We start from the raw sequence: 25,515 nt of genomic DNA, 5'->3' as shown, positions 1-25,515 counted from the left end.
GACGTTCGCCCGCCGCGGAACGTCCTCGTCGTACGTGGTTTCCGTCGGCCGGTCCGACTGCGGAGAGACCCGTCGTTCATTCGGGGAGCTCTCGCAGCCGTCCCTCTCGCAGCTCGAGCCGCAGATCGAGATCGAGTCGCGACAGGAACGCATCGTCGTGACTGACCACCACCACAGCGCCCCGGTAGGCGCGCACCGCGGCGACCACCGCGTCGACGGTGTCGAGGTCGAGGTTGTTCGTCGGTTCGTCGAGCACGAGCAGCTGGGGCGGCGGGTCGGCCAGCAGCAGTCGGGCCAACGCCACGCGGAACCTCTCGCCCCCCGACAGCGACGACACCGCCCGCGTCACCGTGTCTCCCCGCAGGAGGAACCGTGCCAAGCGGTCACGCACCTCTCCGGAAGGCGCGGCGGGTGACGCAGCCCGGACGTTCTCGAGCGCGGACGCGTCATCGTCGAGGCCGTCGAGGCGCTGCGGCAGGTAGCCGACCCGGTCCACGTACACGCGGCCATGGAGGGATGCCGGGTCGTCGGTGCCGTGGACGAGGCGCTCGAGCAGTGTTGTCTTGCCGGCGCCGTTGGGGCCGACGAGGGCGAGGCGTTCGCGTCCCGTGACGATCCACTCGCGCTCGCCGTCCCCCACCGCGAGGACCCGACGCGCGGCGGCGTTGTCCGGGTCGGGCAGGTCGACGCGCACCACGTCGTCGTCGCGAACGCGCGCGGAGGCCTCCGTGAGGGCCGAGCGCGCTGAATCCTCCTTTCCCTGCATCTGCGTGCGTAGACGCCCCGCGCTGATCTGTGCGGCGTTCGCGCGCATCCCCGCGAACATCTTGGGAACGCGTTTCTCGATCTCGGCCTTGTGCGCGACGCGGGTGCGGGTGGCGAGCTTGTCCTGCGCCTGGATGCGCTCGCGCCGCTCGCGGCGGAACGCCTGGGCGGCGTCGCGTTCGGCGCGCAGGGCGGCCTCCTGCTCCGCGTCTCGATGCGCTCGCCACGCGCTGTACGGTCCGCCGACGACGCTCAGGGAGTGGGCGTACAGCTCGGCGGTGGCATCCATCAGCTCGAGAAGGCCGACGTCGTGGCTGACGACGACGAGCGCGCCCGGCCAGGAGCGCACGAGCTCGCCGACGCGCGCACGCGCCTCGCGGTCGAGGTCGTTCGTGGGCTCGTCGAGCAGAGTCACGGCCGCACGGGAGGAGCGCAGGCCGAGGAGCGCGGCGAGCACGGCCTCGCCGCCCGACAACTGCCCGACCGTCCGATCGAGCGCTTGCGCCGGAAGGCCCGCGTCGGACAGCAGTGCCTCCGCTCTCGCTTCGACGTCCCAGTCGTCGCCGACGGCGTCGAAATGTCGCGGATCGACGTCGCCGGCCTCGATGGCGCGCAGGGCACGAAGGGGCTCCTCCACTCCGAGGAGGGAGGCGACGGAACGGGCGGGGTCGACGGCGAGGCGTTGCGGCAGGATCGCAACCGGTCCGGAGGCCGACACCTGCCCGGACGTGGGGGCGATCAGCCCGGCGGCGACGCGCAGCAACGTCGACTTGCCGGCGCCGTTGCGGCCGACAAGGCCCGTGCGGCCGACACCGATCGTGCCCGACACGTCGTCGAGCGCGACGCTGCCGTCCGGCCAGACCAGGCGGACACGGTCGAAAAGGAGGGAAGAACGAGGGGAGGACACGAGAGGACTCCGATGGCGCGGGATGCGCGGACACCGGACCCGTCCGCGTCAGCGGAGGGCGGCCGAGGAAACGGCGGGTCGACGGGTCAGCGCGCGGACAGGGGCGCGGAAGCGTCGACGTTCTTCACCGGAGGAGACCTCGTTCTCGGGGGCGGGGGAGTGACCACGATAGTCGACGGGCGTCCCCTGCGGTACCCCGCCTCAGGTGACGGCGGCCCCGACCTGGTCGGCCAGACGCGCGTCGAGGAACGCCCGAACGTCGTCGAGTTCGTCTTGCGAGATGGAGTGGGTCAGCCCGGGGTACACGCGTCCGCTCAGTTCGCTGTGACCGGGCAGCCACTGCGACGTGAGGTCGACCAACGGTGCGGGTATGACGTCGTCGGCTGCGCCGCGGCCCCAGAACACCGGTGGCCGGCGCTGAGCGAGAACGGCATCGCCCGGGAGCTCGCCGCCCGCCGCGTAGCCGGCGAGGACGACGGCGAACGACACCGCGTCGGGATCGACGCGCAGGGTCTGCAGCGCGACAGCGCCGCCCTGAGAGAAACCGAGCAGGCCCACGCGCGCCGAGCCGACGGCATCCTGCACCCAGGCGAGAACCGCCTGAGCGGCGAGCGTGACGGCCGCCGGGTCGCGCCCGTCGAGTCCCTCGATCGGGTACCACGAGGCGCCGGGAGTGGGCCACGGTGGCGCGAGCGGAGCCCGCACGCTCGCGACGACGAAGGAATCGGGCAGATACGGCACCAGGCCGAACAGGTCGTGTTCGTCTGACCCGTAGCCGTGCAGCAGCACCAGCACCGGCCGGTCGCCCCGCTCGGCAGGCGACACGGACCACCGCACGACGGACGGATCGAGGGAGGAGTGGCTCATATCGCCATTGTGGCAAAGGCCTCCGACATCGCGGCGGGATCGGAGCTCGGCGCTCTCCGCCGGGTGCGGTGCGGGAGCGGGAACGAGTGCGGGTGCGGGTGCGGAAGGGGGGAGGGGAGGAGATTCCGGGAGCGGAGGATTCTCCGCCGCCCGTGGATCCTCCCGAGACCGGATTTCCTCCCGAGAGCAGGGGGCATCGCGGCGAGGCGGAGGGGAGGGAATACCGGGAGCGGAGGATTCGCGACCGCCCAGGACCTCCGAGGACCGAATCTCCTCCCGCGAGTGGCGGAGAACACGACCGGCACGTGGACCGTCCGCGCGGGACACGCGGCATCCTGGGCGGACGGTTGATATACAGGGAGCATGCCCGTGCGCACTCCCGATCCCGAACCCGGCGACAACGGCGATGAGCGCGAGCCGCTCTCGGCGTCCTTCTCAGGAGCGCAGGGAGGCCCCAACCCCAACCCCGGGTGGCTGAGCGAGGTCGAACTGGCCGAGGCGCGACGTCGTCTGCCGATGCTCTACGTCGAGGCTCTGCCCGTTCGCACCGACGGCATGGGCGCGGTGACCCAGGTCGGCATCCTGCTGCGTGCCACGCCCCTCGGCGAGATGACCCGCACGCTCGTCTCAGGCCGGGTCCGCTACGGCGAGACCGTGCGCGACGCGCTGTTCCGTCATCTCGAGAACGACCTCGGCCCCATGGCCTTCCCGCTGCTGCCGCCCTCGCCGACGCCGTTCACGGTGGCGGAGTACTTCCCGCTTCCCGGTGTCAGCGCCTTCCACGACGACCGGCAGCATGCCGTCGCCCTCGCCTTCGTGGTCCCGGTGACCGGTACCTGCGAGCCGCGTCAAGATGCGCTCGAGGTCACCTGGCTGTCTCCCGAGGAGGCGGCATCGGACGCCCTCTCCGACGAGATGGAGGGCGGCCGCGGCACCCTCATCCGTCAGGCGCTGGCGTCGGTGGGCGCTCTGCGCTGACCGTCGTCCCCGGCCGGATCCACGGCGAATTCATCCCCCGCGCCGTTGCCGGTGTCGTCGGCCCTGCCTAGGGTCGATGCATGGCGCATCCTTCCCTGGAACCCCTCTCCCTCCCTCGCGATCTCGACGGCTGGAAGACCTTCGCCGGTGAACGTCCGGCCGAACGCCTGGCGCGTGTGGCCGCGATCGACGCTCGTCTGGTGGCCGAGAGCGATCTGTCGATCAGCGACCGTCTCGCCCTCTGGAACGAGGCGGACATCGCGCTCGCCGAGGCGGCGGCGCCCTCGCACCTCGTCAGTGAATCGCACCCGGATGCCGAGGTTCGCGACGCCGCCGAGAAGCAGGTGCAGGCCGTCGATGCGGTGCAGTCCCGCCGGCTCCTCGACCGCGCTCTGTGGCGGGTCTTCGCGGATGCCGAGCCGTCCGGACTCTCCTGCGACGAGCAGCGTTTCCTCGATCAGGTGCGCCGAGATTTCCGCCGCGGCGGCGTCGACCTTCCCGATGCCGATCGCGCCCGCGTCCGCGAGCTCACCGATCGCGACACCGAGCTCTCGCTGACCTTCTCTCGCAACATCCGCGAGGGCCGACGCGAGGTCCGCGTCTCGGCGGATTCGCTCGAGGGTCTACCCGCCGACTTCCTCGCCGAGCGTCCCGTCGACGAGGAGGGGATGATCACGCTGACCACCGAGTACACCGACCTCATGCCGGTCCGGGAATATGCCCGCGACCGGTCCGTGCGCCACGCGATGATGAGCGCGTACAACGATCTCGCCTGGCCCGTGAACGAAGCCGTCCTCGCCGAGCTGCTGGCGGTGCGTGCGGAGCGGGCCGCGCTGCTGGGGTACGGCGACTGGGCGGACTACGAGACCGAGACGCGCATGATCGGTTCGAGCGCGGCGGTGCGCGCCTTCCTCGATCGCGTGGCCGAAGCGGTCGCACCGGCGGCGTCGGGCGAGTACGAGCGCGTTCTCGAGCGCCTGCGTCGCGACGACTCCGAGGCCGACGCGGTGACGATCGCCGACTTCTGGTACATCCTCGGCGCTCTCAAACGCGAGGAGTACGACGTCGATGCGCAGCTCGTCCGGTCGTACTTCCGCTTCGATCGCGTGCTCGAGGGCGTGTTGAACACCACCGCTCGCCTGCTCGACGTGCGCTACGTGCCGGTCGAGGCACCCTCGTGGCACGATGACGTCCGCACCTACGACGTCGTCCGGGGCGAGGATCGCCTCGGACGCATCCACCTCGACCTTCATCCGCGCGACGGGAAGTACAACCACGCGGCGTGCTTCGGCCTCGCCCCGGGCATCGTCGGCCGGTCGCTTCCCGAATCGGTCCTGCTCTGCAACTTCTCGCGGGGACTCCTCGAGCACGACGAGGTCGTGACGTTCTTCCACGAGTTCGGTCACCTCGTGCACGACATCCTCGGCGGTCACCAGACCTGGGCGCGTTGGACGGGAGTGGCGACCGAGTGGGACTTCGTCGAGGCCCCGAGCCAGCTGCTCGAGGAGTGGGCGTGGGATGCCGAGGCCCTCGCGGCCTTCGCCGTGAACGACGCGGGCGAGCCGATCCCCGCCGATCTCGTCGCCCGCATGCGCACCGCCGACGCCTTCGGGCGGGGTCTCGAGGTCACGCGTCAGCTGGGCCACGCCACGACGTCGTACCGCTTGCACGTCGACCGGCCCGACGATCTCGCCACCGCCGTCGACGGGTACTACCGGGCCGCGAGTCCCATCACGCCGCTCGACGGGTCGCACTCCTACGCCGGATTCGGCCACCTCACCGGCTACGGCGCTTGCTACTACACCTACCAGTGGAGTCTGGTGATCGCGAGAGATCTGCTCTCGGCCTTCGGCGACGACCTGTTCGACGTCGAAACGGCCACCCGGTACCGCCGTGAGATCCTCGAGCCCGGCGGCACACGGGACGCGCGGGAGCTCGTCGAGAGGTTCCTCGGCCGCGAGTCGACGTTCGACGCCTACCGCGACTGGCTCGCCGGGGCCTGACGGCCGCAGCGGGCCGCGGCTCCTCCTGTGAGTGCCGCGGCCCACCCGGTCCGTGAGGTGTCAGGCGGTCGTCTCTCGCGCGATCGCGGCGACGAACGAGTCGATGTCGGTCTCGGTCGTGTCGAACGAGCACATCCATCGCACCTCGCGACGAAGTTCGTCCCAGTCGTAGAAGCGGAAGCTCTGGCGGAGCCGATCGGCGACACCGGCGGGGAGAGTTGCGAAGACGCCGTTCGCCTGGGTGGGCTGCGTGAACTCGACACCCTGGATCGACCCGTCGGCGAGACCCGCCTCGATGCCGGCGCGAAGGCGCTGCGCCATGGCATTCGAATGGCGGGCGTTGTGCAACCAGAGATCGTTCTCGAGCAGGGCGACGAGTTGCGCCGACACGAAGCGCATCTTGCTCGAGAGCTGCATGTCGAGTTTGCGGAGGTAGGTCAGGCCCGTGGACGCCTCGGGATCGAGCACGACGATGGCCTCGCCGATCATGGCGCCGTTCTTGGTGCCGCCGAAGCTCAACACGTCGACACCCGCATCGCGGGTGAAGGCGCGAAGGGGCACGTCGAGGGCGGCGGCGGCGTTCGCGATGCGCGCACCGTCCATGTGCAGGCGCATGCCGTGCCCGTGGGCGTGGGCCGCGAGTTCGCGGATCTCCTCGACGCTGTAAAGTGTCCCCAGTTCCGTCGACTGGGTGATCGAGACCACGAGCGGCTGCGCGCGGTGCTCGTCGCCCCACCCCCAGGCCTCGCGGTCGACGAGCTCGGGGGTGAGCTTTCCGTCATCGGTGGGCACGGTGAGCAGCTTGATCCCGCCGACCCGTTCGGGCGCCCCGCCCTCATCGACGTTGATGTGGGCGGTGGATGCCGAGATCACGGCGCCCCAACGGGGGAGCATCGACTGCAGCCCGACGACGTTGGCGCCCGTGCCGTTGAAGACCGGATAGGCCTCGACACCCTCGCCGAGAAGCGAGACGAACAGGTCCTGCAGGCGGGCGGTGTAGACGTCTTCGCCGTAGGCGACCTGGTGGCCGTCGTTGGCAGCGGCGATCGCGGCCAGCACGTCGGGGTGGATTCCGGAGTAGTTGTCGGAGGCGAAACCGCGCACCGAGGAGTCGTGGAGGGTGGTCACTCTTCCAGCGTAACGACCGGCCGACTCGACGCCTCCTCCCCGGCGGCAGATCTCGGCGCGTTGTCCCCACTCCGCCCCCGTCCGGCCCCCGAGTGTCGGTGGGGCCGGGGAGAATGGCGTCATGCACATGGACCCCGAGGCGCTCAGCATCGCCGGTGAGATCTTCTCTCCGGCGGCCATGACGCGCGCCGATCGGCTCCTGATCTACGGCTCCGTCGAGGTCGGCGACGTCAAGACGTTCGACGGAGTACTCGTCGTCTCGGCGCAGTCGTTCGGCGCGGCGGGGTACGAGCATCTCGAACTGCGCGTGCCCACCGATTTCACGCGCGTCTCAGGCTGGTGCTCGTGCGGCCGCGGCCCCGAGTGCGAGCATTCCTGCGCCGCGGCTGTCCTGCTCTTCGACCGCATGATCTCGGCGGGTCGGCCCCCGCGCCCCGAGTGGCAGCGCACCCTCGATGAACTGCTGACGGTCGACGCACGGTTCCCCGACGAACCCCCGGTCGATCTGTGTCTCTTCCTCGCCATCCGTCGCGGTGGGGGTCACGGCCGCAGCACCGCCCTGACGCTCACCGCCCGCCCCGGTATGCGAGGCTCGCGCGGCACCTGGATCAAGGGGCGCGCGGGGTGGTCGGGCCTGTCCCTGCTGTCCGCCGACCCGCGCGCGCGTGCCGCGCTCGACAGTCTGGGCCGCCTCGGCCGCTCGGGCAACGGCGCATACCTCTCCGATGAGTGGATGCCGCTCTCCGCCGTTCCGCCGCACTCGCTCTGGATGCAGCTCGAGGCTGTCATCGCGGCCGGTGTGCCGCTCGTGGCCGCTTCCGGCGTGCATCACCCGGTGCAGATCCTCGAGGGGGAAAGGACCGCCGTGGTCGCCGTCGACCGTCGCGGCTCGGCCCTGCACGTCCGGGGGATCGTCGAGGGCCTCGATGACGAGGTCGCCTCCTCGCCGTCGTGGGTGGTGGGCGACCCCGCCGTGGCGGTGGCCTTCGTCGCGGATCGTGACGGTGACGACGAGCGATTCACCCTGGCGCGTCTCTCGACCCCGGCGGCGGGCGCCCTCCGCGGGTTGCTGGCGCGCACGGGCGCGCTCGCGGTCGACGGGGGCTCGGACGCCTTCTTCCGCGACTACCTTCCGCGCTTGCAGCTCGAGGCGCCCGTGGTCTCTCCCAGGGGCACGATCGATGTGCCGCCCCCGCCCCGTCCCGTCCTCGAGGTCGTCGTCGACCATCGGGCCGGTCGCGCGTCCGTCGCCGTACGGTGGGACCGGTCATCGACCAACGGCCGACGTGACGAGGCGTACGAGGCGTCTACCTGGGAGGCTGTGTCGGCCATCGCGTCGGAGCTGCGTCTCGAGCTGCCGCAGCCGTTTCCCTCGGGCACCACTCCGCCGCGCATATGGGCTCCCGCGGAGGCGGCGATCTTCGTCGTCGAGGCGATGCCGCGCCTGCGGGCTCTCGAAGACGTCCGGGTGACCGTGGCCGATTGGGGCTACGCCCTACCGTGCGGCTGCCGAGCCGGCCTCCGTCGAGCTGCGCACCGGAGACGACGACGGCAGCGACTGGTTCGACCTGCACGCGCGCGTGACGGTGGGTGACGCCGAGGTCGACTTCTCCGATCTCTACACCGCGCTCGTCGTCGGCGACCGCGCGCTCTTCCTCGCAGACGGGTCCTATGTGCGTTTGGACACCCCCGCCTTCGACCGCCTGCGAGCCGTCATCGACGAGGCGCGAACTCTCGCCGATCGCCCGGACGGCCAGATGAAGCTCAACCGCTACAACGTCGGTCTGTGGGACGACCTCTCCGAACTGGGACTGCTCGCGGCGCAAGAGGCCGAGTGGTGGCTGCGCGTCCGCGGCCTCACGGACGAGGCCGCCATCGCCCCCGTGGCGCCTCCGACGGGACTGCGGGCCACTCTGCGCGACTATCAGCGCACGGGTCTGGACTGGTTGCACTTCCTTCGCACGCAGGGACTCGGGGGAGTGCTCGCCGACGACATGGGACTCGGCAAGACGGTGCAGGCGATCGCGATGATGGAGGTCGCGCGCGAATCCGATCCCGAGATGGCACCGTTCCTGATCGTGGCGCCGACGAGTGTGGTCGGCAACTGGGCGCGCGAGTGCGCCCAGTTCGCACCGGGGCTCAGGGTGCAAACCATCACCGCTACGCAGGCGCGCCGTTCGACCCTCATCGCCGAGCAAGCGGCCGGCGCGCATGTCGTGGTGACCAGCTACGCGCTGTTCCGTCTGGAGCACGAGCAGTACGCCGAGCTCGAGTGGTCGGGTCTCGTGCTCGACGAGGCGCAGCAGATCAAGAATCCCTCGTCGCGCGGCTACCGCGCCGCTCGGGCCCTCTCGGTGCCGTTCACCCTCGTCATCACGGGCACCCCCATGGAGAACAACCTCCTCGAACTCTGGGCTCTGATGTCGCTGGTCGCGCCGGGGCTCTTGGGGACCCGCGAGTCGTTCACCGCCATGTACCGCACCCCCATCGAGAAGCACTCCGACAGCGCCCGGCTCGACCTTCTCCGTCGTCGCATCCGCCCGTTCCTGCTGCGGCGCACGAAAGAACGAGTCGCCGCCGAGTTGCCCTCGAAGCAGGAGACCGTGGTCGAGGTCACCCTGCATCCGACGCATCGCAAGCTGTACGACCGGCGCTTCCATCGAGAACGTCAACGTCTCCTCGGTCTGCTCGACGATGCGGAAGGCAATCGCTTCGCGATCTTCCGGTCGTTGACCATGCTGCGTCAGCTCGCCCTCGACCCGGCGCTCGTCGACGAGGGAGAGGCGCCCTCCGCCAAGCTCGACGCTCTGGTCGAACTGGTGGCCGAGGCCGCCGCCGAGGGGCACCGCGTCCTCGTCCTGAGCCAGTTCACGCGGTTCCTGCGCGCCGCTCGCGAGAGGTGTACCGAGGCGGGCCTCCCAACCGGCTACCTCGACGGTGCCACCACGCACCGGCAGGCTGAGATCGACCGCTTCCGCGAGGGCGACGACCCGGCGTTCTTCATCTCGCTCAAGGCGGGAGGGGTCGGCCTCAATCTCGTCGAGGCCGACTACGTGGTGCTGCTCGACCCGTGGTGGAACCCCGCGGTCGAAGACCAGGCCATCGACCGTGCGCACCGCATCGGTCAGACGCGCCCGGTGATCGTCTACCGTCTCGTGGCCGCCGACACCATCGAGCAGAAGGTCGTCACTTTGCGCGAGACCAAGGCGGAGCTGTTCTCCCGCGTTCTCGACGGGGGTGAGGGTGAGACCTTCGGCGGGGGCACCCGCCTGACGGCGGCGGACATCCGCAGCCTCATCGATTGACGCAGCCGTGAACTCGATCGCACCCGGGGGCGTGCCGTCGATCGACCAGACCCTGGTCAATGTCGGACCCCCGGTCTACCGTGGCGCTATGTCCGAGAGCCCGGCCTCTGCTGCACCGCCCGCCGCTGCCGCGTCCGCCCGGCGCCGCACCTTCCTCGCGGTGCTCGTCAACACGGCCGCGGCCAACGTGACGACGAGCTTCCTCTGGTTCGCTCTCACGTTCTGGGTGTACCTCGAAACCCGCTCGGTGCTCGCTACCGGCATCGTCGGTGGTGCGTACATGCTCTTGCTCGCCGTGTTCGCGATGGTGTTCGGCTCGCTCGTCGATCGTCACCGCAAGCACCGGGTCATGGTGGTCTCCGGGTTCGTGACGCTCGTGGCGTTCCTGCTGGCGGGGGCGCTCTGGCTGGCATTCCCCGAGGCCGTGCTCCTCGACCTCGGCGGGCCGTGGTTCTGGCTGTTCGCGGGCGTCATCCTCGCCGGGGCCGTGATCGAGAACCTTCGCAGTATCGCGCTGTCGACGACCGTGACGCTCCTCGTGCCCGTCGAGCGTCATGCCAACGCGAACGGGCTCGTCGGCACGGTGCAGGGGCTCGCCTTCGTCGTGACCAGCGTCTTCAGTGGCCTCTCGGTGGGCTTTCTCGGCATGGGGTGGACGCTGGCCATCTCGCTCGTGCTCACCGCCCTCGCTCTCGCGCACCTGTTGACCATCCGCATCCCCGAGGAGCGCCCCGCCGCCGGGCAGAGCCCCGGTCCGATCGTCGATCTGCGCGGGGCGATCCGAGCGGTGCGCCTCGCGCCGGGGCTCTTCGCCCTCATCGTCTTCTCGACGTTCAACAACCTCATCGGCGGCGTCTACATGGCGCTCATGGACCCCTACGGTCTCGAGATGTTCGATGTGAAGGTCTGGGGAATCGTCCTCGGGATCACCGCGACCGGCTTCATCATCGGCGGCGGTCTCGTCGCGAAGTTCGGCCTCGGCAAGAACCCCATTCGCACCATGCTCTGGATCGTCATGGCGATGGGCGCGCTCGGCGCGCTGTTCACTCTCCGCGAGTGGTGGTGGCTGTACGTGCTCGGCATCTGGGTCTACATGGCCCTCATCCCGCCGGTCGAGGCGGCCGAGCAGACGGTCATTCAAAAGGTGGTGCCCTTCGAGACCCAGGGTCGCGTCTTCGGCTTCGCCGCGGCGTTCGAATCGGCCGCGGCACCCGTGACGTCGTTCCTCATCGCGCCGATCGCGCAGTTCCTGATCATCCCTTACATGGATGGTGAGAGTGGGCGCTCGACGTGGGGCTGGCTGCTCGGCGAGGGAGACTCGCGCGGCATCGCGCTGGTCTTCGCCGTCTCCGGCGTCGTGATGGTGATCGCGGCTGCGATGGCGTTCCTCACGCGCTCGTATCGCACGCTCTCGCGGCAGTACCGCACGGCTGAGGTCCACGCCGGGGTGGGGTCGAGCTAACCGCCCGTGTCGATGTCGACGACGACGTCGTTCCACGCCGCGGCTTCGTCGTCCCACAGTGCGACGACGGCGGATGCCAGGGCATCTTCGAGTCCGCCGAGGCTGCGCACGCGGAAGATCACGCCCGCGGCCGACAGCTCTCGCCCCGTATCGCGCGCGGACTTCGCGTACCCCTGTGCGACGGCCCGCGTCCACGCCTCGCTCGCCGCTTTCACCGCGGCGTAGTTCGCGCCTCCGGCGAGGGGGCGTACGACGGCGGTCGACGAGACGATGGCGAGCCGCCCGGCATCCGAGGTGCGCAGGTCGTCATCGAATGTGCGGCTGATGTGACGCAGAGCCGTGAACGACCGCAGCAGAACGGCGAGGTCCTCGTCGCTCTGTCCGGCGAGCCCCCCTCCACCGCGCCAGCCGCCGACGAGGTGGATCACACCGTCGACGGTCCCGTGGGCGGTGTGCACGCGGTCGCGCAGAGCCGACACGGCGGCCGGGTCGGTCAGATCGCACAGCTCCGTCGCCGCCGCGGGCGTGGACTCGGCGGCCTCGCTCAGGCGGGCGGCGTTCGAACCCACGACCACGACCCGCGCTCCCGCCTCGGCGAGAACGCGAGCACAGGCGCGGCCGGCTGCACTCGTTCCGCCCGCGAGCAGCACGAGTCGCCCGCGTACCCGCTCCCGCGGCTCGACCGCGGGGTCGGTTGTCACCTCGCTCATCCGGGTGCTCAGTCCGTTCCGCGAATTCCCTCGGTCGATGCGATGACGGGACGCATCTTCTTCTCCAGTGCCTCGAAGAACATCGACAGGGGGAACTCGTCGTCGAGCACCGCATCGGTGTAGCCCTTGGGCAATCCCGCGAGCACCTCGTCGGGCAGGCCTCGTGCCCACACCGAAGCGGGGTGGGGTGTGACGACCGAGCGCACGAGGTCGTAGGCGGCGAGCCAGTGGGCGACCTTGGGGCGGTCGATCGAGCGCCAGTACAGTTCGTCGATCGCATCCGCGAGGGCGATGACCGCGGCGGGTACCTCGTCCCAGTCGAAGGCGAGCGAGGTGTCGGTCCAGTGCAGCACGCGTCGCTGATGCAGCCAGGCGAACAGCAGCTGCCCGCCGAGACCGTCATAGTTGCGCACGCGAGAGCCGGTGATGGCGAAGCGGAAGATGCGGTCGAAGATCACGGCGTACTGCACGAGCTCGGCGTGCTCGAGCATCGCTGCCTCGGCGTCGTCGAGGTCGTCGCGGGCGACCAGGCGCGCCTGCAGCGACACGCACTCGCGAAACGCGGTGAGGTCGCAGCGCAGTTCTTCGAGCGAGTAGAGGAAGAACGGCATCCGCTGCTTGATCATGAAGGGGTCGAACGGCAGGTCGCCGCGCATGTGCGTGCGGTCATGGATGAGATCCCACATCACGAACGTCCGCTCGGCGAGGTCCTGGTCGTCGAGCAGGCGTGCTGCGGCATCGGGGAGTCGGAGTTTCGTGGTGTCCGCGGCGGCGCGGGTCACGCGACGATAGCGTGCGGCCTCGCGGTCCTGGAAGATCGCGCCCCACGTGAACGCGGGAACCTCGCGCATCGCGACGGTCTCGGGAAAGAGCACGGCCGAGTTGGTGTCGTAGCCGGAGGTGAAATCGACCAGCCGCAACGAGACGAAGAGGCGGTTGGTGTACTCGGTCTCGAGCCGCGCGATGAACTCCGGCCAGATCGCCTCGACGATCACCGCCTCGACGTGCCGTTCACTCGAGCCGTTCTGCGTGTACATCGGGAAGACCACGAGGTGACGGATGCCGTCGACGCGGTGCTCCTGCGGGTGGAAGGCGACCAGGGAGTCGAGGAAGTCGGGAACCCCGAGCCCCTCGTCTCGCCAGCGGCGGAAGTCCGTGACGGATGCCGCGAGGTAGGCCGCGTCGTGCGGGAAGAGGGGCGCGAGCGCCTCGATCGCCGCCGTCAGGTCGTCGAGCAGGGGGCGCGCAGCGACGATGTCCTCGATGGAGCCGTCCTTGGCCTGCAGCGCCTGCAGTGCGGTGGCGGCGCCCTTGAGCTTCGCCCAGGCGGGGGTCTGCTCGACCGTATCGACGCCGTGTCCGGCGATCAGATCGTCGGCGGCACGGGTAGGCGCGGCGGTGGTCATGGCATCCTCCATTCGATGCTGTAAATATTCCTGCTGAATGTGGATGCTAACGGAAAACTTACAGATCCCGCCAGAGGGGGACTTGCCGCCGCTGATACTGTCGACCGCATGACCGAGGCCTCCTCCCGCGCTCCTCGCCTCGAGGACTCCGTCGACGCAGCGATCGTCCGCGAGATCTCACTCGACGCGCGCGCCACGCTGTCGCACCTGTCGGAGCGCGTCGGCCTCTCGGTCTCGGCCGTCCAGTCGCGGCTGCGCCGTCTCGAAGCTCGAGGGATCGTGAAGGGCTACCGCCCGATCCTCGATGCCGAGGCGCTGGGGCGGCCGCTCGCGGCCTTCGTCGAGATCACGCCGCTCGACCCCGCGCAGCCCGACAACGCTCCCGAGCTGCTCGCCCACCTGACGCCGATCGAGGCCTGCCACTCCATCGCGGGCGAGGCGGCGTACATGCTCTTCGTCCGCGTGCCGACGCCGCGCGACCTCGAGGCGCTCATCCGCGACATCCGCGCCGCGGCCCAGGTGAACACCCGCACGACCGTCGTGCTGCAGACCTTCTTCGAGGCGCGTCCGATCGAGCCGGCCGACTTCCCGGCCTGATCCGCCCTCGCCTCGAGGCTCCCCCCGACGGCCGACACAGATACACCCCGGGACGGATGCCGTGACCACGGCCGCCCGCGTAGCGTGGCGGTGATGTTCGCTCTCCGCCCGCTCACCCGCTACCAGTTGGTCACCGACCTCGGCATCGCCGTGATCTTCTTCCTGGTGGCGATCGCCATCGAGCTCGTCGCGAGTGCCACCCCGGTCGACAGCGTCGCCGCGTTCTTCGTCGCACTCGCCTTCGCGAGTTCGGTGGGCCTGCGGCGCCTGCACCCGGGACTCGCCCTGTGCGTCGCGTGGGCAGCCGCCCTCGTGCAGATGGGCTTCGGCCGGCAGCCGTCGCCGTCAGACCTCGCGATCTTCGCCGTGCTGTACACGACGGGCGCGTACGGGACGCGGCGCGTGTTCTGGTTCGGGTTCGGTTCGGCGATCGTCGGCGCGGCCGTGGTGCCGATCTACCTCGTGGGTCGCGGGCTGCAGGCTCCGCCCAACGGCAACGACTGGTTCGCGGTCATCGCCCTCTTCCTCGCCGCGGGCTTCGCCCTCATGCTGGCCTGGGTCTCGGGCGCGCTCGTGCGTACGGCGATGCGGGCCGCGGCGAACAGTCGCGCCCAGCGCGCGGCCGAAGCCGAGACGATCGCGGAGCAGGAGCGCGTCCGCATCGCCCGCGACATGCACGACGTCGTCGCCCACTCCCTGGCAGTGGTCATCGCCCAAGCCGACGGGGCCCGCTACGCCGCGGCCTCGGATCCCCGGGCCACCTCCGAGGCGCTCACGACGATCTCGTCGACCGCGCGCGCGGCGCTCGCCGACGTTCGGCTCCTCCTCACCCAGCTCCGGCACTCTCAGGCCGAGGGGCCGCAGCCCACCCTCGCCGATCTGGAAGTCCTCTTCCAGCGGATGCGTGCCGCGGGCGTCGACCTCCAGGTCGGGGTCGATCCGCTCCCTCCCGGCGAGCCCCCCGCGGCCATCCAGCTCGCGGTGTACCGCATCATGCAGGAGGCGCTCACGAACGCCCTGCGCCACGGTGTCGACCCGCGCGTGCGCGTCCATCTGGCGTGGTGGCCCGACCGCGTCGTGGTCTCGGTGCGCAACGCCCGTGCCACGGCATCCGTCCCCGTCCTTTCCAGCTCCGCGCCCGGCGGTCACGGTCTCATCGGCATGCGCGAGCGCGCGCAGCTCGTCGGCGGCCACCTGACGGCCGGACCGGAGTATGGAGAGTTCGTCGTCCGAGCCACCCTGCCGATCGGTGCTGCGCTGTGAGCGGCCGTTCGCCGCGGCAGAGCGGATGCCGAGCCACCCCCGAACCGCGAGAGGAGCCGTCATCGTGACCGCCCCCGTCCGCATCGTCCTCGTCGACGATCAAGCCCTGTTCCGTGCCGGTATCCGCATGGTGATCGACTCCCAGCCCGACCTCGAGGTGGTGGGGGAGGCCTCCGACGGACGCGAGGGCATCGAGGTCGTGCGAGCGACGCGCCCCGACCTGGTGCTCATGGACGTGCGGATGCCGGTCCTGGACGGGCTCGCGGCCACCGCCGAGATCCTGCGCGAGCCCGACGCTCCGCGCGTGGTGGTGCTGACGACCTTCGACCTCGACGAGGCCGCGGCTCGGGCCATCCAGGGCGGGGCGAGCGGGTTCCTGCTCAAGGACTCCGAGCCGGAGTTCTTGTTGTCCGCGGTGCGGACGGTCCACGCGGGTTCCGCGGTCATCGCCGCCGAGGCCACGAGAGAGCTCTTCGCCCACATCGCCGACGGCGGAGGCGGGGAGCCGGTGCCGGCCGCCTACGGGGCGCTCACCGATCGCGAACGCGAGATCTTCGCGCTCGCGGCGGCGGGATTCAGCAACGCCGAGATCGCCGAGCGCGAGTTCCTGTCCGAGGCCACGGTCAAGACGCACATCAGCCGCATCCTCACCAAGCTCGCCCTGCGCGATCGCGTGCAGCTGGTCGTCTTCGCCTATCGCCACGGCCTCGCCTGAGGCGCTGCCGGGTCAGTCGGCGTCGTTCTCGGGGTCGTGCGCCCAGGTGGGGGCGAGTGCCTTGATGCGCGCCGCCCGCCACTGCCACGTCGCCCACAGCGCCGGCCACAGCGCGGGAGCCGCGGCCCCGCCGATCGTGAGACGCTCTCGCCAGAGCGTGCGGCCGGGCTCTCCCGGAGCCTCCGACACCGCCATCTGGTGGTCCCAGACGTCGAGCACCGAGAGCGGCCCGGTCAGCGGAACACCCCAATCGCGGAACACGCGCACGCGCCCGTGCGCATCGCTGGTCTCACGGTCGGCGACCGAGATGAGCTGACGCCCGACCGGCAGCAGGCCCGCGACGCTCATCTGCACGGGCACGTCGTCGCCGGACTCGAACGAGGTCGGCATCTCACCGAGGGCCTCGACGTCGAGGAGGGGGCCGTACAACTCCGCCACCGCGCGCGGGGAGTGAAGGGCGCGCCAGGCGGCATCCGGGTCGCAGTCGATGACGAACTTCAGCAGGATGCGCATGAGTCGATCGTGCCCGATCCCGGTGATCGGCGGGCACGGCTTGACGCGGGGAGTCCGTTCCGGGCGTTTTACGATCGAGGGATGCCGTCTTCTCCCGCTCTCGCGCAGTCCGACTACCAGGTGCGTCTGGATTGGGGACGCGCGGGGCTGGATCGCCTCGCCCCGTCCCACGTCGTGATCGTCGTGCAGACGCTGGGACTGTCGATGCGGGCACTGGCCGCGACCGAGAACGGCGGGTCCCATCTCCTCGAGGGCGATCCGGCCGCGCAGCTCGCGCTCGCCGCCGCGAACGAGGGCGCCCACGTCGTCATCGGCGGACTGCGCAACGCGGCCGCCGTCGCGGCCCACGTGCTCGAGGTGCAGCGCACCCGCGGGGAGCGCACCAGCATCTCGGTCATCGCCGCCGGCTCCCCGGACGCCGACAGCCTCCGCTTCGCGGTCGAGGACCTGCTGGGGGCGGGCGCCGTCGTCGCCGCGCTCGGCGACCTGGGCATCGACCACGGCTCTCCCGACGCCGCGGTGGCCGGAGAGGGGTTCCGCGCCCTCGGGGGCGCCGTACGGCACCTGCTGACGGCCAGTGGGACGGGCCGCGTCCTCGGGGCCGAAGGGGCGCGAGAGGCGGTGCTGGCCGCGGCCGCACGCGATGCGGCATCCGTCGTCCCCGTCCTCCGAGACGGGATCATCGTCGCCGCCTGAGCCCCTCTAGCGGGGCAGCGACGCCGCCAGCCGCGTCGCGCGGCTGATGTCGCGATGCACCCACGACAGTGCGAACCGCGGATCGAACGACGGAGCGCACTTCGCGCACGAGGTGGGGCGGGTCGCGCGGCGATGGCGGTAGGCGACGTGCCCCGCCGGGCACGTGCCCACCCAGGGCGCGAGCTCGTTCGCGGTCTCGCCGGCATGCGTCGTGCCGCCGACGTAGCCGAGCCCGCGCGCGGTGCGCTTCCACACCGGACCGTGCCCGGCCGCCGCTCCCGCGACGGCGTGCGCGACCTCGTGCAGCAGCGTCTGGTGGTTGGTGTCGTCGTCGTAGCGTGCCGAGAGATACCGCGAGACGCTGATGCGCTTACGGCCGTAGTCGCACAGGCCCGCGCGCCGCTTGGCGTTGTCGAAGGCGAACGTCCACGAGTCGTCGAGGTGCAGGGCGATCAGCGCCTCGGCCCAGATGCGGACGCGCTGCAGGTCGGACATGAGCGGAAGCCTAGGTGGGACCGACGACACTCAGCTCGCGACGACCTCGCGCGTGCGCCGACGCTCCGCGGCGTCGATCGCGAGCAGGGTCGATTCGAGCTGTGCGTCGGTGGCGCCGGCGTTCTGACGCAGGAACAGTGCCTGCTTGAAGTCGCGGCGGGCGGCGTCGAAGTCGCCCTCGTCGTAATGCACCTTGCCGCGGTGCTGGAGCGCGAAGGCGGCGATGCTCGCCCAGCCCTGGCCCTCGGCCTCTTCGGCGCACATGGTGAGTTCCTGCTCGGCGGCGGCGTAGGCCCCGCGGCACTGCATGATCGTGGCGTGCAGGATGCGCGCGCGCAGCAGATCGCGACGGGTTCCGGCCATTCGGGCGACGCGCACCGACTGCTCCGAGATGGCGAGCGCCTCGTCGAATCGATCGAGCACCTTCAGGAGCCAGACCCGCTCGAGCAGGGCGTGGAGGCTGCGCTGGGAACCGATCTCCTCGAGCCGCTCCGCGCACTCGCGGGAGTCGGTGACCTCTCGCAAGGTATCGGGGTCGTACCCGTGGATGTAGCTCACCATCGCTCCTCTCGTTCCGGCAGGACTTCCAGTCTGCGTCGCCCGGGCGTCGAGCGCCGCAGCGCCACGCGGTCGGGGAGCGAAGACACGAGGATCATCTCTCGAAGAGGGATGCCGAGGGCTTCGGCGACGCGGTCGCATCGGCGTCGGTGGCCGTTCGGGACCCGCGCATGAACTCCTCGATCTCGGCGCCCTGGGCGACTTTGGCCGGGTGGGGCCCGGCCGCCATGAGACGCGGGAGCCACTCGACCGGCAGCGGGGCGGCGGAGGCGGCGACCACGAGGTTGCCGAACCTGCGCCCCTTGAGCACCTGCACCTCGGCGAGGACGATGACCTCGGGCAGCACGTCGCGGATGGTGGCGACCTGACGGCGGGCGAAGGCCAGCCCCGGACCGTCGGACACATTGACCAACAGCACCCCGTCCGCCGCCAGCAGCGCCGCCGCCTCGCGGTAGAACTCCACCGTGGTCAGATGGGCCGGGGTCTGGGCGCCGGAGTACACGTCGCTCACCAGCAGGTCGACGGCGCCGGTGAGTCCGGCGGGCAGCCTCGACAGCCCTGCCCGCGCGTCGCCGATGCGCACGCGTACCGAGGCACCGCGCGGCAGCGGCAGGTTCTCGCGCACGAGATCCCACAGCGCGGGTTCGAGCTCGATGACCTGCTGACGCGAGCCCGGTCGGGTCGCCTCGACGTAGCGCGGCAGGGTGAGCGCGCCCGCGCCGAGGTGGACCGCGGTGAGCGGCTGCCCCGGCATCCGGAGTCGATCGATCACGGCGCCCATGCGGGCCACGTACTCGAAGTGCAGGTGCGTCGGATCATCGAGGTCGACGTGCGACTGGGGGGTGCCGTCGACGACCAGCTCCCACCCCGAGACGAACCCCGAGGGCGAGACGCGCGCGAGAGAGCCGTCCGACAGCCGCGTGGTGGGGGCGTCGTCGGGTTCGATGCGCATGCGGGCCATGCCCCCACGCTAGGCCCTCCGGGCGGCGGTACCGTGGCCGCATGCGGGTGGACCTCAATGCCGACCTGGGCGAGACCGTCGACGGGATTGCGACGGCCGACGACGACGCCATGTTCGCGGTGGTCTCCAGCGCCAACGTCGCCTGCGGCGGGCACGCGGGGGATGCCGTGTCGATGCGCGCGTCTGTCGAGGCGGCGGCGAGATACGGGGTCGCCGTCGGCGCCCACCCCTCGTACGACGATCGCGAGAACTTCGGTCGGGTCGCCCGCTCGATCGAGCCCGCCGAGCTCCGCGCGATCGTGGCGGCTCAGCTGTCCGCTCTGGCCGCGGCCGGTGCCGACCTGCGCTACGTGAAGCCGCACGGGGCGCTCTATCACGCCGTCACCGCCGACCCCCGGCAGGCCGGGGCGGTCGCGGCGGCGGTGGCGGACCACTCCGCTCGGCTCGGACGCGCTCTGCCGATCCTCGGTCTGGCCGGCGCGATCGCCGAGGCCGCGGCATCCGCGGGTCTTCCCTTCGTGCACGAGGCGTTCCTCGACCGCGGGTACACCGCGCACGGTGCTCTCGTGCCCCGCGGCGAGCCGGGTGATCTCGTCCATGACCCCGCCGCCGCCGCAGACCGCGCCGTGCGGCTCGTCCGCGACGGCGAGCTCGAAGCCGTCGACGGAGCGCGCGTGTGCGTCGACGCCGCCTCCCTGTGTCTGCACGGCGACACGCCGGCCGCCGTCGCGATGGCCCGCGCGGTGCGCTCGGCGCTCGACGGAGCCGGCATCGAGGTGCGCGCTCCGTGGTGACTCCGCCGGGCGTGGTGATCGTCCTGCGACCGATGGGGGAGCGGGCCGTTCTCGCCGAGGTCGCCGACCTCGCCGCCGCCGTCCGCCTGCACGCGGCGCTCGCCGCGGACCCGCCGGCCGGAATCGACGACCTCGTCCCCGCCGCGCGCACCGTCCTCGTGTGCTTCGATCCCGCGCGCACCCCTCCGGCGGCCGTTCGCGCGTGGGTTCGCTCGACCGCCTCGGCGCACGCCGAGGACCCCGAACCCGGACCCGTCGTGGACGTGCCCCTCCGCTACGACGGCGCCGATCTCGACGACACGGCTGCGCTCCTCGGCATCCCGGTCTCCGACCTCGTCTCCCGCCACGCGGCAGCGGAATGGTCGGTCGCTTTCACCGGCTTCGCGCCGGGCTTCGCCTATCTCGTCAGCGCGGACTGGCCCTTCGACGTGCCCCGCCTCGATCGGCCCCGGACGCGGGTCCCCGCGGGCGCGGTCGGGCTCGCCGCCGGCTTCACGGGCGCCTATCCCCGACAGACCCCCGGCGGCTGGCGCCTGATCGCCTCGACCGATGCGGTTCTCTTCGATCCGGATGCCGCCCACCCGGCGCTGCTCCCGCCGCGCGCCCGCGTGCGGTTCGTGCCGGAGCGCCCGCGGGTCGTGGGGTCGAGTCGGTCCGGCTCGGCGGCCGGAACGGGCATGAGCGCCCGCGTCGGCATGGCGCCTGCGCCCGCGAGCTGCGGGGTGCCCGCGCTCCGCGTCGTCGACGCCGGCGTCGGAACCACCGTGCAGGACCTGGGGCGCCCCCGTCTCGCCGCCCTCGGGGTCGCGCGCTCGGGGGCGCTGGATCGCCAAGCCCTGCGCGTCGCCAACCGGCTGGTCGGCAATGACGAGGGGGCGGCGGGGCTCGAGATCCTGCTCGGAGGCTTCCGCGCCCGCGCCGAGGCCGACACCTGGGTCGGCGTCACCGGCGCGCTCACCGAGGTGCGGGTCGACGAGCGGGCGGTGGACCTGTACGCACCTGTCCTCGTGCGCGCCGGGAGCGAGCTGTCGATCGGGGTCGCGCGGGCGGGCCTGCGCAGCTACCTGGCCGTCCGCGGCGGCGTGGAGGGGCACTCGGCGATGGGCTCGCGCGCCCACGATTCGCTCGCGGGCCTCGGCCCCGCCCCGCTCCGCGCCGGTGACCTCGTCCACGCCGGGGTGCCGGCATCCGCCATTCCCCCCGTCGATGTCTTTCCCTGGACGGTGCCGCCCTCGCTGATCGAGGTCCCTCTCGGCGAGGGTCCGCGTGCCGATTGGTTCGCACCCGAGGCTCTGACGACGCTCGTCACGCAGATCTGGACCGTCTCCTCCGACCTCGACCGTGTCGGGGTCCGTCTCGACGGCCCCGCCCTCGAGCGCGTTCATCCCGGTGAGCTCGCGAGCGAGGGCATGCGCCCGGGCGCCCTCCAGGTCCCCCCGCACGGGCGGCCGGTGGTGCTGCTCGCCGACGGTCCGGTGACCGGCGGGTACCCGGTGATCGCGGTGGCCACCGAGGCCGGTACCGAGGCGTTGGCCCAGGCGAGGCCGGGAGACCGGGTGCGATTCCGGCGGGTCTGACGAGAGCGGGAGCGGGGATCCGCGACGAGCGCACGCGTTTATACCGCAGGTCCGAGAACGCGTCAAGAATTGGACTGGACACGGCGAGTCCTCCCGCGTATGCTTGGACTTTGCGCTCCTCGATTCCCCCTGCCCTCATATGGTGGTCGGCTGAGCTTGCCCGTCCCCGCTTCACCGCGGTGTGCGACGTGCAGGTTATCGGGGCAGGAACGCACTCCACCTGACGACAAGGAATCACGAGCCCCTCGCCCGGGCTTCTGGAGGTTATTCCCTTGGCTGCTGCGAGCAACGCATCCACCACCACCACCCCGAAGAGCGGACGCGGCGCATCTCGCCTCTCGTTCGCGAAGATCTCCGACAAGCTGACCGTTCCCGATCTGCTCGCGCTGCAGACCGAGTCGTTCGACTGGCTCGTCGGTAACGAAGCATGGAAGGCGCGCGTCGCCGAGGCTCAGGCCGCCGGTCGCACCGACGTCCCCGAGATCAGCGGACTCGAGGAGATCTTCGAGGAGATCTCGCCGATCGAAGACCTGAGCGAGACGATGCAGCTCTCGTTCACGAACCCGTACCTCGAGCCCGAGAAGTACTCGATCGAAGAGTGCAAGGAGCGCGGCAAGACCTACGCCGCCCCGCTGTACGTCGAGGCCGAGTTCATGAACCACCAGACCGGTGAGATCAAGACCCAGACGGTCTTCATGGGCGACTTCCCGCTCCAGACCAACAAGGGCACGTTCATCATCAACGGCACCGAGCGTGTCGTCGTGTCGCAGCTCGTCCGTTCGCCCGGTGTCTACTTCGACAAGACGCCCGACAAGACCTCCGACAAGGACATCGTGTCGGCGCGCGTCATCCCCTCGCGCGGCGCCTGGCTCGAGTTCGAGATCGACAAGCGCGACCAGGTCGGCGTGCGCATCGACCGCAAGCGCAAGCAGTCGGTCACCGTCTTCCTCAAGGCTCTCGGCCTGACCAGCGAGGACATCCTCGCGGAGTTCTCCGGCTTCGACTCCATCGAAGAGACGCTGTCCAAGGACACGATCCTCACGAAGGAAGACGCCCTCCGCGACATCTACCGCAAGCTCCGTCCGGGCGAGCAGGTCGCCGCCGAGGCCGCCCGCGCGCTGCTCGACAACTTCTACTTCAACTCCAAGCGCTACGACCTCGCCAAGGTGGGTCGCTACAAGATCAACCAGAAGCTCGGTCTCGACAAGCCGCTGAGCGACTCGGTGCTGACCGTCGACGACATCGTCGCCACGATCAAGTACCTCGTCCGCCTGCACCGCGGCGACGTCACCTTCGACGGAGTCCGTGGCGGCCAGGCTGCCGAGATCCGTCTCGACACCGACGACATCGACAACTTCGGCAACCGTCGCATCCGCGCCGTCGGCGAGCTCATCCAGAACCAGGTCCGCACCGGTCTCTCCCGCATGGAGCGCGTCGTCCGCGAGCGCATGACCACGCAGGACATCGAGGCGATCACGCCGCAGACCCTGATCAACGTGCGCCCCGTCGTCGCCGCGATCAAGGAGTTCTTCGGAACCAGCCAGCTGTCGCAGTTCATGGACCAGAACAACCCGCTCGCGGGTCTGACCCACAAGCGTCGTCTGTCGGCTCTGGGCCCCGGTGGTCTGTCGCGTGAGCGTGCCGGCGTCGAGGTCCGTGACGTCCACCCCTCGCACTACGGCCGCATGTGCCCGATCGAGACGCCGGAAGGCCCGAACATCGGCCTGATCGGTTCGCTCGCCTCGTTCGCGCGCATCAACGCCTTCGGCTTCATCGAGACGCCCTACCGTCGTGTCGTCGACGGCCGCGTGACCGACCAGATCGACTACCTCACCGCCAGCGAAGAGAGCGACCACATCGTCGCTCAGGCCGGTGTCGCCCTCCAGGCCGACGGCCACTTCGTGGAGGACCGCATCCTGGCCCGCCGTGGTCAGGGTGGCGAGGTCGACCTGTTCCCGAACGACGAGATCGGCTACATGGACGTCTCGCCGCGCCAGATGGTGTCGGTGGCGACCTCGCTCATCCCGTTCCTCGAGCACGACGACGCCAACCGCGCCCTCATGGGTGCGAACATGCAGCGTCAGGCCGTCCCGCTCGTCCGTAGCGAGTCGCCCGTCGTCGGTACCGGTATGGAGGGCTTCGCGGCCATCGACGCCGGTGACGTCGTCACCGCCGAGAAGTCCGGTGTCGTCCTGGAGGTCTCGGCCGACGTCGTGACGATCCAGCTCGACGAGGGCGGTACGCAGGACTACTTCCTGCGCAAGTTCGACCGTTCGAACCAGGGCACCTCGTACAACCAGCGCGTGGTCGTCTCGGCCGGCGAGCGCATCGAGGCCGGCGAGGTCATCGCCGACGGTCCCGCGACCGAGAACGGCGAGCTCGCCCTCGGCAAGAACCTCCTCGTGGCGTTCATGACGTGGGAAGGCCACAACTTCGAGGACGCGATCATCCTCAGCCAGGACCTCGTGAAGGACGACACGCTGTCGTCGATCCACATCGAGGAGTACGAGGTCGACGCGCGCGACACCAAGCTCGGCAAGGAGGAGATCACCCGTGACCTCCCCAACGTCAGCCCCGACCTGCTGAAGGACCTCGACGACCGCGGCATCATCCGCATCGGCGCCGAGGTTCGCCCCGGCGACATCCTCGTCGGCAAGGTCACGCCCAAGGGCGAGACCGAGCTGAGCGCCGAGGAGCGCCTGCTGCGCGCGATCTTCAACGAGAAGAGCCGCGAAGTCCGTGACACCTCGCTGAAGGTGCCCCACGGCGAGCAGGGCACGATCATCGCCGTCAAGGAGTTCAACGCCGAGGACGGCGACGACGAGCTCGGCTCGGGCGTCAACCGCCGCGTCGTGGTCTACATCGCCCAGAAGCGCAAGATCACCGAGGGCGACAAGCTCGCCGGCCGCCACGGCAACAAGGGTGTCATCGCCAAGATCCTTCCGATCGAGGACATGCCCTTCCTGTCCGACGGCACGCCGGTCGACATCATCCTCAACCCGCTCGGCATCCCCGGTCGAATGAACTTCGGTCAGGTCCTGGAGCTCCACCTCGGCTGGATCGCCCAGCAGGGCTGGAAGGTCGAGGGCACCCCCGAGTGGGCGGCCAACCTCCCCGAGGTCGCCCGCGAGGCCGCCCCCGGCACGAAGGTCGCCACCCCGGTGTTCGACGGCGCGTTCGAGGCCGAGATCGCGGGTCTGCTCGACTCGACGATCCCGAACCGCGACGGCGACCGTCTGGTCGACTCCACGGGTAAGACGCTGCTGTTCGACGGTCGCTCCGGCGAGCCGTTCCCGGCGCCCATCTCGGTCGGTTACATGTACATCCTGAAGCTGCACCACCTCGTCGACGACAAGATCCACGCGCGTTCGACGGGCCCGTACTCGATGATCACCCAGCAGCCGCTCGGTGGTAAGGCGCAGTTCGGTGGTCAGCGCTTCGGTGAGATGGAGGTGTGGGCCCTCGAGGCCTACGGCGCCGCATACGCGCTCCAGGAGCTCCTGACGATCAAGTCCGACGACATCCTCGGCCGCGTGAAGGTCTACGAGGCGATCGTCAAGGGCGAGAACATCCAGGAGCCCGGCATCCCCGAGTCGTTCAAGGTGCTCATGAAGGAGATGCAGTCGCTCTGCCTGAACGTCGAGGTCCTCTCGGCCGACGGCACCGCGGTCAACCTCCGCGACACGGATGACGACGCCTTCCGCGCCGCGGAAGAGCTCGGCATCAACATCTCCAGCCGCTTCGAGTCCTCGTCGATCGACGAGATCTGAGCTTCCAGCTCAGCGACCCAGCTCAGATTTCAGAGAATTCCGACA

The 25,515-nt window shown here is 70.5% G+C and carries 21 protein-coding genes; 12 read left to right on the top strand and 9 right to left on the bottom strand.

The annotated features are described in order from the left end of the window. Positions 1 to 76: 76 nt before the first annotated feature. Positions 77 to 1,672, bottom strand: a complete 1,596-nt coding sequence (locus QE454_RS02065) for an ABC-F family ATP-binding cassette domain-containing protein (protein WP_307458601.1) — start codon at positions 1,670 to 1,672, stop codon at positions 77 to 79. A 201-nt stretch (positions 1,673 to 1,873) separates the two neighbouring features. Further along, positions 1,874 to 2,539: an alpha/beta hydrolase gene (locus tag QE454_RS02060; RefSeq protein ID WP_210072375.1), complete on the bottom strand. Its 666-nt coding sequence runs from the start codon at positions 2,537 to 2,539 to the stop codon at positions 1,874 to 1,876. A 363-nt stretch (positions 2,540 to 2,902) separates the two neighbouring features. On the opposite strand from QE454_RS02060, the gene QE454_RS02055 reads away from it, so the two are divergent. Then, positions 2,903 to 3,517 (top strand): NUDIX hydrolase family protein, encoded by a 615-nt coding sequence (locus tag QE454_RS02055; RefSeq protein WP_056226157.1) that lies wholly within the window; start codon positions 2,903 to 2,905, stop codon positions 3,515 to 3,517. A gap of 80 nt (positions 3,518 to 3,597) precedes the next feature. Beyond that, positions 3,598 to 5,520, top strand: a complete 1,923-nt coding sequence (locus tag QE454_RS02050) for a M3 family metallopeptidase (RefSeq protein WP_307458603.1) — start codon at positions 3,598 to 3,600, stop codon at positions 5,518 to 5,520. A 60-nt stretch (positions 5,521 to 5,580) separates the two neighbouring features. On the opposite strand, the gene QE454_RS02045 is transcribed toward QE454_RS02050, so the two are convergent. Continuing rightward, complete coding sequence (locus QE454_RS02045) at positions 5,581 to 6,648, bottom strand: low specificity L-threonine aldolase (protein WP_210072373.1); 1,068 nt, start codon at positions 6,646 to 6,648, stop codon at positions 5,581 to 5,583. A 121-nt stretch (positions 6,649 to 6,769) separates the two neighbouring features. Between QE454_RS02045 and QE454_RS02040 the strand changes: the two genes are divergently transcribed. The 3 genes from QE454_RS02040 to QE454_RS02030 all read left to right on the top strand — a co-directional run bounded on the left by QE454_RS02040 (position 6,770) and on the right by QE454_RS02030 (position 11,415). Beyond that, entirely contained in the window at positions 6,770 to 8,242 is a 1,473-nt protein-coding gene (locus QE454_RS02040) for a hypothetical protein (RefSeq protein WP_309668503.1), read from the top strand. After that, a complete protein-coding gene (locus QE454_RS02035) occupies positions 8,229 to 9,953 on the top strand; it encodes a DEAD/DEAH box helicase (RefSeq protein ID WP_309668502.1) in 1,725 nt (574 codons plus the stop codon). Before QE454_RS02040 ends, QE454_RS02035 begins: the two co-directional genes overlap by 14 nt. A gap of 88 nt (positions 9,954 to 10,041) precedes the next feature. Beyond that, positions 10,042 to 11,415: an MFS transporter gene (locus QE454_RS02030; RefSeq protein WP_307458607.1), complete on the top strand. Its 1,374-nt coding sequence runs from the start codon at positions 10,042 to 10,044 to the stop codon at positions 11,413 to 11,415. Here QE454_RS02030 and QE454_RS02025 read toward each other — a convergent pair. Beyond that, positions 11,412 to 12,125 carry an SDR family oxidoreductase gene (locus QE454_RS02025; RefSeq protein ID WP_307458609.1) on the bottom strand — a complete coding sequence of 238 codons (714 nt, stop codon included), beginning with the start codon at positions 12,123 to 12,125 and terminating at the stop codon, positions 11,412 to 11,414. The genes QE454_RS02030 and QE454_RS02025 overlap by 4 nt on opposite strands. Before the next feature lie 8 nt (positions 12,126 to 12,133). After that, positions 12,134 to 13,531: a DUF6421 family protein gene (locus QE454_RS02020; protein ID WP_307458612.1), complete on the bottom strand. Its 1,398-nt coding sequence runs from the start codon at positions 13,529 to 13,531 to the stop codon at positions 12,134 to 12,136. A 108-nt stretch (positions 13,532 to 13,639) separates the two neighbouring features. On the opposite strand from QE454_RS02020, the gene QE454_RS02015 reads away from it, so the two are divergent. The 3 genes from QE454_RS02015 to QE454_RS02005 all read left to right on the top strand — a co-directional run bounded on the left by QE454_RS02015 (position 13,640) and on the right by QE454_RS02005 (position 16,106). Beyond that, on the top strand, positions 13,640 to 14,128 hold the full coding sequence (locus QE454_RS02015) for an Lrp/AsnC family transcriptional regulator (protein WP_210072368.1): 489 nt from the start codon (positions 13,640 to 13,642) through the stop codon (positions 14,126 to 14,128). Between the two features lie 93 nt (positions 14,129 to 14,221). Beyond that, the gene (locus QE454_RS02010; RefSeq protein WP_307458616.1) at positions 14,222 to 15,391 is read left to right on the top strand and encodes a sensor histidine kinase; all 1,170 of its coding nucleotides are present in this window, start codon (positions 14,222 to 14,224) and stop codon (positions 15,389 to 15,391) included. Between the two features lie 25 nt (positions 15,392 to 15,416). Next, the gene (locus QE454_RS02005) at positions 15,417 to 16,106 is read left to right on the top strand and encodes a response regulator transcription factor (protein ID WP_210072366.1); all 690 of its coding nucleotides are present in this window, start codon (positions 15,417 to 15,419) and stop codon (positions 16,104 to 16,106) included. A 12-nt stretch (positions 16,107 to 16,118) separates the two neighbouring features. Here QE454_RS02005 and QE454_RS02000 read toward each other — a convergent pair whose 3' ends face one another. Then, positions 16,119 to 16,619, bottom strand: coding sequence for a hypothetical protein (locus QE454_RS02000; protein ID WP_210072365.1), 501 nt, complete (start codon positions 16,617 to 16,619; stop codon positions 16,119 to 16,121). Between the two features lie 81 nt (positions 16,620 to 16,700). Between QE454_RS02000 and QE454_RS01995 the strand changes: the two genes are divergently transcribed. Then, entirely contained in the window at positions 16,701 to 17,315 is a 615-nt protein-coding gene (locus QE454_RS01995; RefSeq protein WP_210072364.1) for a 2-phosphosulfolactate phosphatase, read from the top strand. A gap of 6 nt (positions 17,316 to 17,321) precedes the next feature. Here QE454_RS01995 and QE454_RS01990 read toward each other — a convergent pair whose 3' ends face one another. From QE454_RS01990 to QE454_RS01980, 3 genes are all read right to left on the bottom strand, one after another. Then, on the bottom strand, positions 17,322 to 17,810 hold the full coding sequence (locus QE454_RS01990; protein ID WP_210072363.1) for a SprT-like domain-containing protein: 489 nt from the start codon (positions 17,808 to 17,810) through the stop codon (positions 17,322 to 17,324). 30 nt (positions 17,811 to 17,840) lie between these two features. After that, on the bottom strand, positions 17,841 to 18,368 hold the full coding sequence (locus QE454_RS01985; RefSeq protein ID WP_056228266.1) for a hypothetical protein: 528 nt from the start codon (positions 18,366 to 18,368) through the stop codon (positions 17,841 to 17,843). A gap of 94 nt (positions 18,369 to 18,462) precedes the next feature. Further along, complete coding sequence (locus QE454_RS01980; protein ID WP_210072362.1) at positions 18,463 to 19,329, bottom strand: spermidine synthase; 867 nt, start codon at positions 19,327 to 19,329, stop codon at positions 18,463 to 18,465. 41 nt (positions 19,330 to 19,370) lie between these two features. On the opposite strand from QE454_RS01980, the gene pxpA reads away from it, so the two are divergent. From pxpA to QE454_RS01965, 3 genes are all read left to right on the top strand, one after another. Further along, positions 19,371 to 20,123 (top strand): 5-oxoprolinase subunit PxpA, encoded by a 753-nt coding sequence (gene pxpA, locus QE454_RS01975; protein ID WP_307458629.1) that lies wholly within the window; start codon positions 19,371 to 19,373, stop codon positions 20,121 to 20,123. Further along, the gene (locus QE454_RS01970) at positions 20,117 to 21,700 is read left to right on the top strand and encodes an urea amidolyase family protein (RefSeq protein ID WP_307458631.1); all 1,584 of its coding nucleotides are present in this window, start codon (positions 20,117 to 20,119) and stop codon (positions 21,698 to 21,700) included. Before pxpA ends, QE454_RS01970 begins: the two co-directional genes overlap by 7 nt. Before the next feature lie 272 nt (positions 21,701 to 21,972). Next, positions 21,973 to 25,470 carry a DNA-directed RNA polymerase subunit beta gene (locus QE454_RS01965; protein ID WP_210072360.1) on the top strand — a complete coding sequence of 1,166 codons (3,498 nt, stop codon included), beginning with the start codon at positions 21,973 to 21,975 and terminating at the stop codon, positions 25,468 to 25,470. Positions 25,471 to 25,515 lie beyond the last annotated feature (45 nt).

The organism is Microbacterium sp. SORGH_AS_0454, from assembly GCF_031453395.1.
GTDB lineage: Bacteria > Actinomycetota > Actinomycetes > Actinomycetales > Microbacteriaceae > Microbacterium.
Note: the sequence above shows the minus strand (reverse complement) of the source record. Positions and strands in the feature narration are given on the sequence as shown.